Origin of the sequence: Synechococcus sp. UW140 (assembly GCF_900474295.1) — a bacterium.
In the GTDB taxonomy this organism is placed as follows: domain Bacteria; phylum Cyanobacteriota; class Cyanobacteriia; order PCC-6307; family Cyanobiaceae; genus Synechococcus_C.
Map to the genome: position 1 here is coordinate 1 of NZ_UCOB01000014.1, position 17,263 is coordinate 17,263.

The 17,263-nt window shown below is 53.9% G+C and carries 11 protein-coding genes, 1 pseudogene and 1 riboswitch; of the genes and pseudogenes, 7 read left to right on the plus strand and 5 right to left on the minus strand.

Features of this window, described 5'->3' with window-relative positions; genetic code table 11:
* Positions 1-525 precede the first annotated feature (525 nt).
* The 5 genes and pseudogenes from DXY10_RS04830 to DXY10_RS04840 all read left to right on the plus strand — a co-directional run bounded on the left by DXY10_RS04830 (position 526) and on the right by DXY10_RS04840 (position 8,779).
* Complete coding sequence (locus tag DXY10_RS04830; RefSeq protein ID WP_115016744.1) at positions 526-3,966, plus strand: Ig-like domain-containing protein; 3,441 nt, start codon at positions 526-528, stop codon at positions 3,964-3,966.
* 700 nt (positions 3,967-4,666) lie between these two features.
* Positions 4,667-4,843 (plus strand): annotated as a pseudogene (locus DXY10_RS15120) (hypothetical protein); the annotation flags it as partial.
* Positions 4,844-5,929: 1,086 nt separating this feature from the next.
* Entirely contained in the window at positions 5,930-8,170 is a 2,241-nt protein-coding gene (locus tag DXY10_RS14840) for a DUF4114 domain-containing protein (RefSeq protein WP_244281938.1), read from the plus strand.
* Positions 8,171-8,227: 57 nt separating this feature from the next.
* Positions 8,228-8,380 carry a hypothetical protein gene (locus tag DXY10_RS14465; protein WP_170955704.1) on the plus strand — a complete coding sequence of 51 codons (153 nt, stop codon included), beginning with the start codon at positions 8,228-8,230 and terminating at the stop codon, positions 8,378-8,380.
* A 9-nt stretch (positions 8,381-8,389) separates the two neighbouring features.
* Positions 8,390-8,779: a putative quinol monooxygenase gene (locus DXY10_RS04840; protein WP_115016748.1), complete on the plus strand. Its 390-nt coding sequence runs from the start codon at positions 8,390-8,392 to the stop codon at positions 8,777-8,779.
* A 57-nt stretch (positions 8,780-8,836) separates the two neighbouring features.
* On the opposite strand, the gene DXY10_RS04845 is transcribed toward DXY10_RS04840, so the two are convergent.
* The 5 genes from DXY10_RS04845 to DXY10_RS04865 all read right to left on the minus strand — a co-directional run bounded on the left by DXY10_RS04845 (position 8,837) and on the right by DXY10_RS04865 (position 13,574).
* A complete protein-coding gene (locus DXY10_RS04845) occupies positions 8,837-9,682 on the minus strand; it encodes a metal ABC transporter permease (protein ID WP_115017316.1) in 846 nt (281 codons plus the stop codon).
* 8 nt (positions 9,683-9,690) lie between these two features.
* Positions 9,691-10,443: a metal ABC transporter ATP-binding protein gene (locus DXY10_RS04850; protein ID WP_115016750.1), complete on the minus strand. Its 753-nt coding sequence runs from the start codon at positions 10,441-10,443 to the stop codon at positions 9,691-9,693.
* 6 nt (positions 10,444-10,449) lie between these two features.
* On the minus strand, positions 10,450-11,445 hold the full coding sequence (locus DXY10_RS04855; RefSeq protein WP_115016752.1) for a metal ABC transporter solute-binding protein, Zn/Mn family: 996 nt from the start codon (positions 11,443-11,445) through the stop codon (positions 10,450-10,452).
* A gap of 36 nt (positions 11,446-11,481) precedes the next feature.
* Positions 11,482-13,104, minus strand: coding sequence for an iron uptake porin (locus DXY10_RS04860; protein WP_115017318.1), 1,623 nt, complete (start codon positions 13,102-13,104; stop codon positions 11,482-11,484).
* Positions 13,105-13,115: 11 nt separating this feature from the next.
* Positions 13,116-13,263: riboswitch (cobalamin riboswitch) on the minus strand.
* A gap of 128 nt (positions 13,264-13,391) precedes the next feature.
* A complete protein-coding gene (locus DXY10_RS04865; RefSeq protein WP_115016754.1) occupies positions 13,392-13,574 on the minus strand; it encodes a hypothetical protein in 183 nt (60 codons plus the stop codon).
* Between the two features lie 630 nt (positions 13,575-14,204).
* On the opposite strand from DXY10_RS04865, the gene DXY10_RS04870 reads away from it, so the two are divergent.
* Both DXY10_RS04870 and DXY10_RS04875 read left to right on the plus strand, forming a co-directional pair.
* On the plus strand, positions 14,205-15,512 hold the full coding sequence (locus DXY10_RS04870; protein ID WP_115016756.1) for a YegS/Rv2252/BmrU family lipid kinase: 1,308 nt from the start codon (positions 14,205-14,207) through the stop codon (positions 15,510-15,512).
* Positions 15,509-17,053 (plus strand): metallophosphoesterase, encoded by a 1,545-nt coding sequence (locus tag DXY10_RS04875; RefSeq protein WP_244281939.1) that lies wholly within the window; start codon positions 15,509-15,511, stop codon positions 17,051-17,053. Before DXY10_RS04870 ends, DXY10_RS04875 begins: the two co-directional genes overlap by 4 nt.
* Positions 17,054-17,263: the final 210 nt, after the last annotated feature.

A 17,263-nucleotide genomic window follows, 5' to 3' on the forward strand; every position in this document is an offset into this window, starting at 1 on the left:
CTCACGCGTCCTTCCCTCTACGCCAGCAACCTTCTGGCCCATCCCAGTTGCACACAAGCCGCTCCACTTGCACAAAAAAGCAGGGACAGCTCAGGGACCACCCACTCAAACTCATTGCAATTAAACACTCCTGAGTGGCAGCAGCGGCCACCAGGGCCAGCTCTGATCCTCAGATTGGATGCTGCTCGCAGCCACGCAATTCAGGTTCCGTACCCACGATTCTGCCTAGATGCGGTGCGTGCAGCTGCCGGTTTGAAACCGCCCGGCAGCCAGTGGCATCGAACAGACCTCTAAAGCCGGAATCAAATCGTGCACCAATGGAACCACATGCCAGTAGCTGCATTGCGATGCCGCTTCGATAATGATTGAAAGATCAAGCCTCCACTTGCTTATTCCCTCGCGCGCATTGACAAGGCGAATCCCTTGGAACAGGGAGTTTAACGCTGGCGTCTGGGCAGTTCCAGTGGAGCCTGGTAGCTGGCTCAATTTGAGAGATCAGCACGCTCATCCGGCTGAGTCGTAGCGGTGGCATGGCCTCAGAAGACCAACGGAGTGCTGACAAGTGCGGGGTTGAGCGTCAGCACGCCGTGGGCCTCAGGCTCCAAAAGACGCGTTGATCATGCTGGTGGTCTTGAAGGCAAAGAGCTGCTTGTCGCCGATGGGTCATGCCCCCACATCCGCGAGTTGCTGGCAACGTGCCGCGTTCCGGTGTTGTGGCTCACAGGCCAACAAGACCCGCTGATCGTTGTTGGTCGAGCCTTAGCCCAAAGAAGAGCAGAAGGAACGCCCGTTCAAACACTCCACTGGGTCAGCCATGGAGCGCCTGGTGCTGTTTTTGTTGGCCCAAAAAAGATCAACACAACGGCTTTGCTGAATGCCCAGCAGGAGCTCGCTGCTTGGCAACTCAAAACAATCAATCTTTGGAGCTGCTCAACTGGGGCAGACCAGGATTTTGTCAGTGTTTTAGAAGAACTTTCTGGCGCCTCAGTATGGGCCAGTCCTGGGATATTGGGCCGTCAGGCTGATGGCAGCAGTCATTGGCAGCTCACAAAACCATCAAAAAACAAGAGGCCTGATTTACCCATCAACAAAAGCCAAAAACTGGCATGGAATTATTCACTCGTTGCAGGAGCAGATTTTGAGGGTCCCCAGTCGCTATCAGGAACGGTTGCCACTGGCCGCGCCTGGTACTCATTAGAAGAGACAATCAGCTCAGGAGAACGTCTTCTTCTTAACCAAGATTTCTTTGGCAGCGTCTTCGCCGCCATGGGCAACGGTGATACTGTCCACATCGGAGTCAAATCCAGTAATTGGGCCAGTTCTGACAACCCATTCACAGCTGATTCTGCAGCAGGGTTCGCAGGAAACTTCGCAATCAGACTTACAACAGAGCGATCTGGGCAATGGACTGGAACAAAACGGAGCCGTATCTATAAAGATGGCGCAGAAGTTGCCAGATCATATGGATACAGTCGTGGAACCACATGGGGACCTCAATATTTTTTAGAGCTATCACATGACGGCGACAATGTACGTATTGCCCAAAGTAAATCGGGCAGCTCCGAGCGGGCGCTGCACATATCAACAACGCCGTATTCCTGGTGGGATGTTGATGGGATCATAACAAACAAAGATCAAACAGGCGATCAAAATTTTAACTTTACGTCGACTGACATTCTTCTCCATTGGAACGGCTGGGATGCAAACAGCACCTTTGATTATGCAACAGTCGATTGGTCAGAGCTGACTGAATCTGCTGTTCCGACTGATGAAACTGCTCCCATTTTCTCTTCAGCTGCCACATCCACCGACGGCACCAAAGTTGTCCTCACCTACAACGAGTCACTCTCTGTAACCACCCCCTACGGAGATAGCGCCGTAAATTGGACGCGCTTCACGGTCACAACGGATGGTGACGCAAATGCCGTCACTGGCGTCTCCGTCTCTGGGGCAACGGTCGAGCTCACGCTCACCAACACCGTCAAAAACGATCAGACCGTCACCGTTGCTTACACCGATAGCACCAACGACAACGACTACATCGCTATTCAAGATTTGGGTGGCTGTGACGCTGCATCGCTGAGCAGCACTGCAGCCATCAATAACTCCAGCATTGCTGGTACTCCTCCCACCATCGCCGTTAGCTCCGATGTCGCCTCCCTAAAAGCAGGAGAGACCGCATCCCTCAGCTTTGCACTCTCAGAAGCATCCTCCAACTTCGCTGAATCCGACGTCACCTTCTCCGGCGGTGCTCTCTCCAACTGGAATGCGGCATCCGCAACCTCCTATTCCGCCACCTTCACTCCAACAGCGGACAGCACCACCAACGCTGTGATCTCCGTTGCCTCCTCCAAGTTCTCCGACGCCGCAGGCAATACCAACAACGACGGTTCTGATGACAACAACTCCGTCACCCTCTCCGTCGACACCGTCAGGCCCACCATTGCCGTCAGCTCTGATGTCGCCTCTCTCAAAGCTGGAGAAACGGCAAGCCTCACTTTCACACTCTCAGAGGCCTCCTCCAACTTCGTTCAATCCGACGTTTCCGTTTCCGGCGGCACTCTCTCCAACTGGAGCACAGCATCGGCAACCTCCTATTCCGCCACCTTCACACCAACAGCTGACAGCACCACCAACGGTGTGATCTCTGTTGCCTCCTCCAAGTTCTCCGATTCCGCAGGCAATACCAACGCCGACGGGTCCGATAGCAACAACTCCGTCACCCTCTCCGTCGACACCGTCAGGCCCACCTTCCAATCCGCTGCCACCAACAAAAGCGGCACCAAAATCATCCTCACCTACAGCGAAACACTCTCCTCCACAACCGCTGCCATCGGCACCTTCTCTGCCACCACTGCTTCTAAAAACAACCCCATCACCGACGTTGCCATCGCTGGCTCCACCGCTGAACTCACACTCACCAACACCATCAAAAGCGGTCAAGCCGTCACCGTTGCTTACACAGACCCATCCAGCTCCGACGATGCCAATGCCATCCAAGATTCAACTGGCAATGACGCCGCATCACTGAGCAGCACCTCTGTCACCAACAACTCCACCGTTGCCTCTGACTCCTCAGACAAGGGCTCCTCAGACACCAACGCCCTCGTTCTCAACAGCGACAACTCCTTCATCGTCACCGATGGTGACACCAAAGGCCTCTGGCTCAAATTCAACGTCAAGGCAGCCAGCACCAAACGCCAAAACTGCCTCAAAATCCTCGATCAACATGGTTCCGTCCTCGGTGCCATTGGCGCCACGCAAAACTCCAAAAACCTCGGTAGCCACGCCATCTTTATCCCAGAAGGCTCAACCATTGCCTTCCATCAGTTCAGCAACAACCAAGCCATCAACAGCTCGCCGCAGCTCAACATCATCGAGCAAGCTGACGGCAGCTTCCAGCTAAAACTCAACGATGGAGCCGATGACAGCGATCACGACGATCTCACCATCGACATCACCGCATTCTCAAGCTCTCCCAACGCAAGCGCAACCTCCATCGCAACAGAGCAAACCGGCATCCATGACTCCATCCTGGATCTCTCCTCCATCCCCGCAGCTGGCAAAACACTCCAACTCACCATCAACAGCGATTGCTCCTTTAACAACCGCATCGCCATGGTCAAACTCACAGAGGAAACAGACGGCAGCTTCTCCGTCAACGGAAAGACCAATGCCGATGCCACAGCCTTTGATCAAGCCGTCAAAGACCACCTCATCAACCCAAACGGCACCTCCATCACGGCCACTGGGGTACAAACACAAACCATTGACTGGACCCTCGCCTCAGCAGATGCCGGCTTCTACTCGCCCGTTCTGATCAACCCCGACGGTGAGCTCTACACCTACGGCTCTAGCTACGTCAAAATCCTCGGCTGCAACTTTTTTAGCTTTGAGGACACCCACCAAAACAACAGCTCAGACTTCGATTACAACGACGTCTCCATCCTCTTTCAAGTGATCTAAACCGCGCTCGCAGCACAAGCAGGGCAACAGACACGGGTGCTCTGAATGATCAGGCCTCAACAAAGCAGCCAAACGTCGCGGCAGAGCTGATCACACCACTGAGCCGCAAAAGATCTCGCTCGTTCTTGGCAGCGAACAATCATCGGCTCCAGTTGCACATAAGCCGCTCCACTTGCACAAAAAAGCAGGGACAACTCAGGGACGAGCCCCTCAGACCCATTCCCGTAACTAGAAGCTCAGTGGCAGCAGCGGCCACCAGGGCCAGCTTTGCTCCTTTGACGAGATGCCCTCAGTTGCACTCAGATCGCCTGCCATTACTCAAGTCAGCTGTTCCAGGGACTCCTTTTGTGCAGGTGGGAAAACCTTGTGCGAGTGGTTTTAGGGTCATTTCAGGGATGAAATTGGCATGCATGGCAGCAATCGCTGAACTCATGTTGGTCGCTCTAAACCAATACGCACACCAACCCTGATCAATGTCTAGATCTGACCGGTGTCCTTAGCGTGCGTGCAGCAAAGGACGGTTTGAACGCGATGTTTCGGGACCGACAAAGGCTCTTTAACGGGGTCTGCGCTGCGGCGATTTTCTGCTTTGCCACGGTACCCCTCGCCATGCCCACTGAGGCGGCACCGTCCATGGTGAGCTGCAGCCGCAGATCGAGGCGGTCAAACTAGCACCTACTCAAATTGCTGAATGAGTCTGATGCCAGTCACACTCCATGCGAAAGGATCCACTGGCCAAGACTTAATTCCCAAAGCCTACCGGGCTTCTGTATTTCAGTATGCATCAAAAACCTATGCCGTCGTTACAAAAAATCAAACAGATCAGACCTCAGGAGGATTTGTTGTTGTTGACATCTCTAATCCGAGCAACCCAACTAAAATTGCCGAAAAAACTGATGTAGAGACAGGTGATAATGACAACCCTGACAGTAACTGGGAATTATTAAACGGTTCATTTGATGTCGCAACGGCGATTGTAGACACCGTCCCCTATGCCGTTATTTCTCAGAATCTTGGTACGACTAACAGCCCAGGTGGAATCACGATTGTCAAGCTTACGAACAACGATGGAAATATAACGTCCACATCACCCAGCGTCGTTCGGCAGATTCAGGATGGGGATGATTCTTTTCACGGTTCTGACAAAACACAATTTAAAAACGCGAGAGGACTCTCTCTACAGCAGTTAGGCGAAAAAACGTATTTATTTACAACTGGTAGTCGCAATACTGACGACAAAGGCTTCCTACAAGTTTACGACTTCGATAATCTCATTGATGGCAATAATGGCAACGATATATCTGCGCTGGTTTCCGAGATTGAGGATAGCACTTCTGCAACATTGGGCGAGTCTTGGGACATCAAAACATTCTCTGAGAGTGGCAAGGCCTATGCTCTTATTACATCTCAAGAAGTTGAAAGTTATGGCGGTGGAAATTCAACATTTCATGATGCTTTTGAATTTAATCCTTCAGAAAATTCACTTCAAAAAGTACAAAATCCAGTTTATTGGCTTGGTCGTGTAACTTCAGGCGTTGCTGTTGGAACCTTAGGCGCAAAGCGGTATGTGGCTGTTGTCTCAAAAGATGATGACCCCGGTCACACACAATCCCAACCTGTCGTTGCAATTTATGACTATACGGACCCTTCCAATCCTTCTCAATATCTAGATGCTTTGTTGCCGGATGACAGCAGCTCGTTCCTTGAAGGGGTGAGTCAGATTGCGTTAACTGAGGTTGATGGCAAATATTACGTGATTCTACCCAACAGCAAAAGTGGATCGAATCGCGTTGAATTCATCGAATTCAAGCCAACAGAATTGAATCCTGACACAGGGCGATTAGGGAAATTTTATTATGACAGCAGCATTGTTGATGGCAGTATTGATTCAGAGGGCGCAACTTTTTCAAGACTTGCCACAGCAGTTGATGCAATTCCTTTCACAATTGATTCAAAATCGTATGTGCTAATCACCTCCAATGCAGATCAAGACATCCAAATCATAAAGCTATCTAACCCACCCACACTCACCTCCGCCACCTACAACGCTTCCAACGGTGCACTCGTTATCACGGGGACCAACCTTCCGGCTAATTCCGCAGCAACGAACGATATTGACATCTCCAAACTCACCCTCACCGGTGAAGGCAGCAGCACTTATACCCTAACCTCCGATGACGTTGAACTCACCTCTTCAACTGAGTTCTCGCTCAACCTCAATGCGGCCGATCAACTCCAACTGGCTGGCCTCTTAAATAAAAACGGCACCTCCTCTGGCGGAGGTACCACCTACAACATTGCCGCAGCAGAGGACTGGGCGCCGGGGGCTGATGCATCCACCGATATCGCTGACCTCACCGGCAACGCCATCACCGTCTCCAACGTCGCCGCTCCAACCCTCAGCTCCGCCACGTACAACAACTCCACAGGGGTTCTCACCCTCAGCGGCAGCAACCTGCCCGCCCATCCCGGCTCCAGCAACGACATCGACGTCTCCAAGCTCACCATCACCGGTGGCTCCGGCAGCACCTACACCCTCACCACTGGTGACGTTGAACTGACATCGGCGACGGCTGTGAGCATCACCCTCAACAGCACCGACCAGAGCAATCTCGACTCCCTGCTCAATAAAAACGGCACTGCCTCCAGCCAAGGCACCACATACAACATCGCCGCTGCAGATGACTGGGCACCCGGTGCAGACAGCAGCACCGACATTGCCGATCTCACCGGTAACGCCATCACCGTCTCCAACGTAGTGGCCACAGAAGACCTCCTTCTCTATCTCCAATCCAAGCTCAAAAAAACGCAGGTCACGGCCTCTCTCACCCTCGCTGCTGACACCCTCTCCCAATCCATACGCTCAAACCTCAACAGCAAAGGCATCAGTCTCGCCAGCAAAGTTCTTGAACTCACCCAGAGCCTTCCTGAGAAACAAACAGAAGCCAACCTCAACCTCAAACTCGCCACCGTTGCGCCCAACCTCAACCTTGCCGGCAGCAATGGCGAACGCAGCAAAGATAAAAAGTTCCTCTACTACAACATCGACGATCAAGGCGCTCTCTCCTCCTTTAACTACAACCCCATCACCAGAACTGGGGCTCGCCTTTACGACACCGATGGTGATGGCCTTGGTGATCTCGTCTCCGTCGCACACCGTGATGGCCAAACAGGTGACCTCGATGGCAAAAGCAATGGCTCCCTCAGCCTGAAAACCACCGCTGCAACCATCGACCTCAATCCTGTCTTCTCAGGCCAAGACAACGGCTTGCTTACTCTCGCTGATCCAACTGACAGCACCACGGCTGCTGCTCTCAACCTCCAGGCCTCACTGAGCTCCAGCAGCAATGCCGCCAACGCCATCGGCTACATCATCCTCTCCGCTGAGGAAGCCGCTGATGCAGACACCATCCTCAAAGACCTTGATCAGCTCAAGCAACGTGCCGTCAGTCTCTTCTCCAGCCTCGAGGCCTCCGATGTCACTCTCCACGACGCCTTTCGCTTTAGCCGTTCACTCCAACTGCTCAACGGCCAATCCATTCGCTTCTTCTCAACAGCTGATTCAATTCTCAGTGATCTCACCAGCCTCAGTGATTCACGCTTCTCCTGGCTTGATCACACCATCAACTCTGATGGCAGCCTCGCCGTCTCAGGCAACAACAACATCGCCTTCTCCCTCTCACAGCAAGACACCGATCCAGGTTTAGCTGCACTCATCGCTCAACAGCAGCACATCGCAGCCAGCCTCGATTTCTCCGCCTTTACAGAAGGGCAAACCGTCTCTGGCACTCTCTACACCGCCAGAGAAGCAAGCTTTGATTCACTCACCGGCTTCTATCGCACCGTTGACAGCCAAGGCAGGGTTCTTGCTGCTGATGGCTCCCTCATCGCTCCAGGGGAAGCCGGTTACACCAAAGCTGCCTTACTCGACTCCAATCGCGTCACTGCACTCGACAATCTCTCCGTTGACGACAACAAAACCAAAGACGCCGACGTCTCACTCACTGAATTCTGTTGTCTTGCTCCCTTTGCAAAAGTGAACGACAACACCTTCTTTGCCTTTGATGCGGCCAATGCTGATGGGCTCTCACACTTCCAAGCTTTAGGCGACAACCTCTTTGGCCTAGAAGACACCCTCGGTGGTGGTGATCTCGATTACGACGACTTCATCCTCGGCTTTAATTTCAAAGCCCTCACCACCTGAGCTCGGGTCGTAGATCGCAGCTCTTAAGAGGCCAACGCAAGATTGCGTTCCAGCGTCATGGCGATCAAACAGGCACTCCGGGGCTACGCACAAGCCCTGGTTTTGATTTGGAGCGAGATGGGCTGGGCTCCCGATGGCGACAAGACAACTGTTGAGCTGCACTGCTCAATAGACATGCAGGCAGATGCACGCCATAGTCAGACCGTTTAGCAGCTCGGAATGGCAACCTTCAACACAACCACCCCGTTCATGCTCTTGGCACGCATTCATGTGAAGCCAGACTGTGTGGATCAGTATCTGGAGCTTGCGCGCGTGACTGATGCGGCTGTTCAAGCATCCGAGCCAGGCATGCTCCATCACACTTTTGATCAAGATCCCGAGGACCCTCAAGCTTTTGTTTGGTCAGAGGTCTATGCCAATGACGCAGCATTTGCCGCCCATGTATCCAACCCTCCGGTTCTGGAGTATCTCGAAAAGCATGCCGAGCTTGGTGATGGCTTCAGCATCGAGGTCTATGGCACGGTTGGCGATGAGTGCCGCTCGCTGATGCAATCCTTCGGGCTGCCACTCAAGATCTTCGAAACAAAGCTCGGATACAGCAGGGTTTAACGGATCCAGGCAAACAGTGAAGGCACCATCATTCGACCTGGATCGAGATGACTGGTCTCAAGTGCGGCTGGAAAGCCTGGGCGTTTGAGCAAGCCAACAACGACCGAGCAATGCCAACAGGAAGCCAATGAACTGGATAATCACCACTGAGGGACCTGAAGGCAGATTGATCGCTCCCGAGACCAATATTCCACCCAAAGCACATCCACCACCGAGGGCTGCCGATAGAGCCACATAGGCAGGAAAACTGCGGCTGAGAAGACGACCAGCACAAGCGGGAATGACAACAAAAGCCGAAATGAGAAGGACACCAACGGCCTTGATCGAGACCGCCACAACAACAGCCAGCAACAGAGTGAATCCCAAGCGATGCAAGCGCGTGTTAACACCAACCGCACCAGCCAAGTCTTGATTCAAGGTGAGCAGCACTTGGGCACGCAAACTGATACCCAAATAAATTAAAGTTGTCACGAGCAGCCCTCCAATCACAACAAGATCAAGGGAACTAATGCCAAGGATGTCACCGAAAAGCAACTGCTGAATACCACCCCGATAGGATTTAACTTGGCTGAGCAAAAGTATCGCCGCAGCGAGCGAACTTGAGTAGACAATATTGAGCAACGCATCGGTAGGTAGAGAACTGCGCTCAACCAGATAGCTCACCAGAAGAGCAAAGAGAACGGCAAATGGGATCAGTACCAAAATGGGATTCACGCCGATAATGATGCCAAAGCTGATACCGAGCAAGGCAGAATGCCCCAAGGCATCACTGAAAAAAGAAAGCTTGCGTAGCACGGCAAAACTGCCAAGCACGCCGCCTAGAGCACCAGTCAACATCCCACCAAGCAGTGCGCGCTGCATAAACGGTTCTGCCAAAAGACTCATCAGGGAAGCTTCAGTCATGGCGGCAATCACTGGGCAATGATGTTGGGGCCGTAAAGCTCAACAAGCCGTTCAGGCCTCAGCATCTGTTCAGGACTGCCGCTGCAACGTAATCGTCGATTCAGACAAAGCACCTGGTCGCTGCTGCGGCGGACCATCTCCAAATCATGCGAAACCTGAAGCACGGTCCAACCCTCCTGACGACGTAGATCCAGCAGCAACTGCTGAAACTGCTCAGTGGATGGAGCATCGAGACCCGCCTGTGCCTCATCCAGCACCAACAACCGACGTGGACGCACCAGACAAAACGCCAACAGAACACGTTTGAGCTGACCGCCAGACAATTCGCTCAACAAACGCCGGCGCAGATCAGCACAATTGGTTCGCTCTAGGGCGATCTCAACGGCTTGACGTCGTTGTTGCCAGCCATGCCACGGCAGACAAAGGCCTGGCCGATCGAAACCGAGATCAACGAACTCAGCAACACTGAGAGGGAAAAGACCTTGGAACATCAAGGTCTGGGGAACGTAGGCAATCTGAGAACGCAGCGATCGGGGCAGGCGACCGTCGGCGCTCATGGGCTGGCCAAGAAGCTTGATCTGCCCGGAACAACGGGGCAACAAGCCCAGTACCGCTGCCACAAGAGTGCTCTTGCCAGCCCCGTTGGGACCGACAAGAGCGGTGTCACTTTCAGGCTGGAGAACAAAAGAAACGTCCTCAACGGCCAGGCGTCCGCCACGCTCCACGCTGAGATCGTGAATTTGCAAGACGGACTGTTCCATCAGTCGTCAGCCTCCGAACGCCCGAAGGAGCGCCACCACATTGCGGCGCATCACCTCTAGATAGGTCTCAGGGTTCTGTGCTGCTTGCTCAGATCCGGTTTCCAGGGGGTCGAATGGAATCACAGTCACCCCAAGATCCTCAGCCAGAGCATTGAACGAGCTTGCACCCTCCTGAGGCTCGCTCAATAAGGCCTTCAGTTGAGTGCGCTTGACCTTGTCAGAAACACGCTGTAAATCCGCTGGGGTGGGATTGATCTCCGGCACATCCACTACGTAATCAGCCTTGAGGTCATAACGCTCGGCGAAGTAAGGCGCAAAGTCGTGGAAGGCGATAAAGGTCTTGCCTTGGTAAGGCTTGAGTTGATCAGCGATCTCGCTGTTCAGTTGCTTGAGTTGGGTCGTGTAGGCCGCCGCCCTCGAGGTGTAGCCCTCTTTGCAACTGGGGTCAGCAGCCACGAGCCCGTCGCGAATCGTCTCAACCTGTTGGACGGCCCGTAGAGGATCAAGCCAAATGTGGGGATTCACGTCTCCATAATCGTGCCCCTCACTTTGGCCATGATCTTCATGATGGTCGTCGTGGTGATCGTCATGGTGATCGTCTTCCTCATCAGATTCGATCACAGCAATGCCAGCACTGGAATCGATGATGGTTAGGTCGTCATTGCCTGCAGACTCGGTCAATTTGGCGAGAAAGTACTCCATCTCCAAGCCATTTTTGACCAGCACAGAAGCCTTGCTGAGCATGGCGATATCTCCAGGTCGGGCCTGAAAATCGTGAGGGCCAAGATTCGGAGGGATGAGCGCCGTCACGGTGGCGCACTCACCAGCGACAGCCCTGGTGAACAAGGTGATCGGCAGGAACGTAGTCACAACGTTGAGGTTCGCTACTGCACTACCACTGGATTCTGCTTGCGGTCGAGGAGAACCACAGGCCACAAGCGCAGCTGTGAGCAGGATGGCGCCGGGGAGACGGCACATTGATTGGAGGCGAAAGTTGTTCATGGGGGACAACAAAAGACTAAATAGATCGCAGCCTGATCAGAAGCTGAATGAAGTCTTCACAAGGGCACCCAACTGACTAAAACTCTTACCTTCCGATGTTTCCTGACCCAAAGGTCGGCTCAAATAGAACAATCCAGGGGTGACACTGATATTATCTGAGACCATAAACTGATACCACCATTCCCAGACATAATTGCCATCGCGAGGAACAGAATCATCAACAAGAGCGGTCGCAAAGATAGGCTGCCCCACCGCCATGCCGGCATGATTACCCTGAAGGAACACATCACTCCAGTTCAGACCAACACTCCACGACTGGCTGGTGCTAACCAACAGATCGGCAGCAATCTTCTTATCTTGATAAACACTCTTATCATAGGTTGTTTGATTGATTCCCCATCCCAAACTGATGGAAGGAATCAAGCCGCTTTCTTCTGGTTGCCAATAACCACTGAGCCCAAACGCTGAAGTTGATCCGGCATGCTCGTAGCTATCACTCACAAACTGCGTGCCGGAGGCGATAAGACCGTTGGCCTCACCCTTACCGTTGGTGTTTTGAATCGAGGAATAGATCGCCGCGATCCCCCACTGCTCCTGCTCAAAACCGAGCTGAACAGTGCCACTACCGGCAGAACCATCTGTGGCCATTCCTCCCTCGCGTGCATTGGAAGAATTGCCATTGGCGGCGACGTAATTGGCGGTCACACTGACCCCTCCCCGACTCCAAGTGAGGCCAGCACCAGCGCCAAGAGTCTTGTTGTATGCACCGGGCGCGCCATTCAAAGTGAGCACATCAAGAATGGGATCACTGGGATAAACACTGGGCCAAAAACCCAGCATGTCCTCCTGCCCCACAAGACCACCTGCTGTAACAACGAAGTCGCTGCCAATCGGGAACGTATAAAAGAGCTTATTGATCACCAGATAGTTCGGCGTCTCACCTTCCTGAAAGGCTGTTTCCAGTGTCGAGACGGGCAGGAAGGCTCCACCAAATGCATTCAGATCGCCGTCAAAGTTGCCAGACCGCAAAACGGCAATCAGATTGTCTTTGCCAGTAAAACTGGTGTTGAGTGCCAATAAAGCATCGTAGTTGAAGGTCGTTGCTCCATATTCGCGATTGGCATTGTCAACATTCGGCCTGGCAGCCAAGGCTTGATCGTTACCGCCAAACCTGTTGGCACCAATCACAAAAGTGACCAGACCTTCGAGCTTGGTGGTGGTGGCGAACTGGGTGGCTTCCAGTTCGCCAACGCGGGCTTCCAAACCGTCAACACGGCCCTTGAGGATGGCGAGTTCAGGCTCGAACTCTTTCATCAGGCGCTTCAGTTCGTCGGTCACTTCAGTGATCCGGTCGAGGCAAGCATTCAGTAGTGCGGCCGCTTCAAAGCGGGTCATCGCACGGTTGCCGCGGTAGGTGCCGTTCGGGTAGCCGGCGACGCAGCCGTAGCGCTCGATCAGGTTCGACAGAGCCTGATAGGCCCAGTCAGTCGGAACCACATCCGAGAACTGGGTGATGCTGGTGACCTGCTCGCCACTGCTTAAATAAGAGTGAGCTGCGTAGTCAGAGACGCCAGTAATGCTGAGCGGATTGGCATAGACGCCAACAGCCAGTGAGCCAATGCCAGCGGGAGCCAGCAGAAGCCGCTTGAAAAGCTTCAAGAGTTCGATCCTCGTCGAGTTGTAGGCCTGGCGGGCGTTCTGACTGACTCTTCAAAACGAAGAGCTTCACAGCTGCGGGACAGCGTCGGAATTACACCGATCTTTCCCCGTTTCCTTCAGCGGCTGATCCCCGCTGAAACCAGAGCGCAACACTACAGGCACTCACGAGCATTCACCACACGCAGGATCAATTGATACGGCGCCGTGAGCGGACATCACCTCCCCTCAGGGCCGATTGCCACCTTGAGCAGGATCATCGGAGCGAGCAGAGCCCAGCTTGCAGCTGCTTAAGACTCCTCAGCCTCAGCGATGCAATTCTCCTCAGAGTCCGTCGCTTGGTCGTCATCAGCCACCGCTTCATCGCAGTCTTGCTCGATTTGCGCCACAACGAAATCGGGAGCAACTGGAGCCGCGAAAGCCACAAAAGGGGCTGCCAGGGCAACAACAAGTGCAGCGAGTGTTGTTTTCATTGGATGGGTAGAGCACTCTCAAGGTTTAGCCATCAGGTAAACGCTTGTCAGCGGCTGATCAAACTCTTGCAAGGCGATCCAATCATCAGGCTGATTGCAATAAGATGAATGCAGCTCAAATAAAGACTGCCGCAACAGCAAGAGTCAGTCTTCAGCCAGGCCTGGTTGGAAAATCATCTCAAGAGAAGCTGATGTAGAGCGCACAGGCGTGGAACACAAATAGCCGAGAGAGGAACTGCTAAATCAACGAAACAGGCCGAAAGTCCTGATCAGATGCAAGCACCATCAAGGTATGCAGCTAAAGCAATTTAAACGGATGCAATTCCCGTAGATGGACAAACAGGTTCACCTGCATCTTTAGAGACGATGAAGGAAGCTGACGTCATCAACGATGGCACTCCAGCCAGGCAGAGAATGCCAACCCAGGGAAAAAGGTATGCCCATGAAAGAGAAACAAATTTTGGCCTGGCTGACAATCACCACATGAACCACTAACAAGAAGAAGGGAACCCACGGTTGACCGAGCATCGGGGAATCCAGCCAACTGCATCAGGAGTGCTGGGACGCCGAACGCCGGGATGTCAGTGGCTTCACTCAGTGGCTTCACTTTCGCGCTTTCCCTCTGCCGCAATGCCATCCACCCTGGTTCTCAACGCCGACCCTGGTGTGTGCCCAGCCTTACGCACCTGGATCGAGAACAACGCAGACCTTCTCGTTGGCTTCAGTTTGCAGGTGGCGGAGGATGTCGAAGCCGAACTCGAGCTGCGCCACACAGCGCTGGCCCTGAATATCTCATCGAGCCGAGCCATCAAAGAGGGAGGCGACATCGCCTTAGCGTCGGCAATCCTCCAGGGTGAAATCAGTGGTCTGATTCACTTTCCATCACCCACCAGTGAACGTTCAGCCTCAGTGCTCTCCGAGCCTTTGGTGCGGGCCGCCCTGCTCAGCGATCTTCCCATCGCCCTCAACCCAGCATCAGCGTCCGCACTGGTGCGAGGGATCAAGGGCAGCCGACGCGGGTATCTGATTTTTAACCCCGTTGCAGGCCAGGGCAATTCAGAAGCGGAGCTGGCAGAGATCCGCGCCTATCTGGAACCGCAGATCATGCTGCAGATCTGGATGACCAAACAAGGTGTTGATCCTGCTGAGCAAGCTCGGGATCTGATCAAAGAGATCAAGGCGTTCGATCAAACTGGAGACGGGGAATCCATTGTGATCGCCTCGGGTGGCGATGGAACCGTCGGCGCCGTGGCCAGTGCCCTCCAGGGCAGTGGGATTCCGCTTGGCATCATCCCCAGGGGGACAGCCAATGCCTTTTCCGTGGCCCTCGGCATCCCAACCAGCGTCAAAGCCGCCTGCACAAACCTCTTACTCGGCAACACCCGTCGGGTGGATGTGGCGCTGTGCAACAACAAACCGATGATCCTGCTCAGCGGCCTTGGCTTTGAGGCAGGGATGGTGAATAAAGCAAGCAGAGAACTGAAAAACATTCTGGGCCCGATGGCTTACATCTTTTCGGGTGCACGCCAGATGGTGGACCAAAAGCCCTTCTCGGCCACCTTGCGCATGGAAGGCAAGGAACACAAAGTCGAGGCCAGTGCTATCACCGTGGCCAATGCTGCGCCAGCCACGTCAGTGATGGCTCAGGGATTTGGTCAGGTCATCCCAGACGATGGTCTATTGGAGGTGATTGTTGCGTCCCCAAAAGACAGAATTGGGGGTTTGTCCGTGCTCACAAGTCTGGCTTGGTCGGCCATCCTCAATAATGCATCCCACCATGACAACATCGTCTGTTTTCGAACCAAGGCTCTGGACGTGGAGCTGAATGAAAACCAGAAATTGGTGGTGGATGGAGAAATCACTGAAACGCGCTCCCTTTCGATCTCCGTAGAACCGGGTGCGCTGGTCGTCGTGGCACCGATCCGGCTCAATCCTTGAATCTCGCCAGCGATCCTTCCATCCAAATCAAAATCCAACGGATGCAAGAACGGATCCGTTGGGGGCAACCCGCCCTGCAGGCACGCGGCATCGACCAAACCCAGTTCGTACTGGACCACGACCAGCAGCCATCAGAACAAGACGGGGCGTTTCATTTTCTTGTCGTTGGCGACAGCGGAACCGGTCGTCATCGCCTTCACAGCCCGCCGCGTCGCATCGCTGAACGGCTACTGGAGCACAAACAGGATGCCGCCTTTCTGCTGCATACCGGTGATGTCGTGTATTTGGTGGGCGCAACGGCCCAGTACCAACGCAATTTCATCCGCCCCTATCGCGAGTGGTTGGTGGACGGAATGCAGTGGGAAACCGTCAGCCCGAAACAGCTGACCTTCAATCAGCCCTTCCTGCCTGTTCCCGGCAATCATGATTACTACGATCTGGCCTTTCCGATCAGACTGGTCGCAGGTTTAACGCTCCCGTTTCGCCAGCATCTGCAATGGTTCCATGATGTGGATGCCGGTTGGCGTGGCTCCCGTCAGGGAGAGGCGTATGCCCGCGCGTTTCTGGATGTGCTTCACGACATTCCGGCAGCGAGGTTGGCACACCATTTAGACAAGGTTTACAGCGCCGAGTGGAACGGACGGCGCTGCCTTCGCTACCGGCCGGGAGTTCAGACGTCTCTTCCCAACCGCTACTACCGCTTCCGCCATGCAGGAGTGGATGTTTTTGCCATCGACTCCAACACACTGATCGCTCCACTGAAGCAGTCTGGAAATCACCCGGAGCTCATCAAGGAACTGAAAGCCCTGAAGCAGGAACAAGCCCAACGCTTCCAGGAACTGGCGAGTCTCCGCAATGAAGAATCGCGAGATGGGGTGATGGACGAACTCGAAACACTTCAGGAGGAGTTACTGGATCGTCAGCGACGGCTGAACACACAGGCAACGGTCGACCACGAACAATTGCAGTGGCTGCGGGATGGGTTGATCGAATCACACCAAGACCCATCCAGCCGAGGACGAATTGCCATGCTTCACCACCCGCCCTACGTCAGCGAAAAAACGAAATGGAATCAGGCCGACACCCAGGCGATCCGCCACCGCCTGCGAGAGGTGCTCGACGATGTGGCCAAGACCATCGGCCAAACCACGCAACCCCTGATCGATGTGGTGATGAGCGGCCATGCCCATTGCCTGGAAGTGCTGCGTAGCCATGAAACGGGTCATGCCGATCGCAACCTCCATTGGGTGATCTGCGGAGGAAGCGGCTATGGACTCAGGCCCCAACGTCGCGACGGAGCAGTACTGGAAGAGCGCAATCGATCAGATCAGCTGAGGCCTGTTGCCAGCAGCGAACTGTTCATCGGCAGGAACTGGAGGAATGGAATGAGTGCTTACAGCGGACTTCGCGTTGACGTCTCAGCAGGTCGACCACTCCGGATTCAATTAACACCACTGGTGTCCTACCGAGACAACGGCTGCTGGCACGATGCCGAGCTGGCCACGATTAATTTACCGATGCACTCAAACAGAACCAACTAAAAGCACCGCCAAAAGGCACAACCAAAAGGCATCAGCAAAAGGTATCGCCATTCATTGCGACAAGACATTCTCACATTGGCGGACAAGGAAAGATTAATTGGCGCCGATAGAAGCAGGGCCCGTCAATTCCACAAAGGGAAGCAACACAAAACAGACAAAGATTAACAATCATCAAATTCATTCTCGATTCCAGCAAACAGCGACCGACCA

Coding starts and splice junctions, on each gene's coding strand:
- DXY10_RS14465 (WP_170955704.1), top strand. CDS start 8,228: ATGGCGATCAAACAGGCACTCCGGGGCTACGCACAAGCCCTGGTTTTG.
- DXY10_RS04840 (WP_115016748.1), top strand. CDS start 8,390: ATGGCAACCTTCAACACAACCACCCCGTTCATGCTCTTGGCACGCATT.
- DXY10_RS04845 (WP_115017316.1), bottom strand. CDS start 9,682: ATGACTGAAGCTTCCCTGATGAGTCTTTTGGCAGAACCGTTTATGCAG.
- DXY10_RS04850 (WP_115016750.1), bottom strand. CDS start 10,443: ATGGAACAGTCCGTCTTGCAAATTCACGATCTCAGCGTGGAGCGTGGC.
- DXY10_RS04855 (WP_115016752.1), bottom strand. CDS start 11,445: ATGAACAACTTTCGCCTCCAATCAATGTGCCGTCTCCCCGGCGCCATC.
- DXY10_RS04865 (WP_115016754.1), bottom strand. CDS start 13,574: ATGAAAACAACACTCGCTGCACTTGTTGTTGCCCTGGCAGCCCCTTTT.
- DXY10_RS04870 (WP_115016756.1), top strand. CDS start 14,205: ATGCCATCCACCCTGGTTCTCAACGCCGACCCTGGTGTGTGCCCAGCC.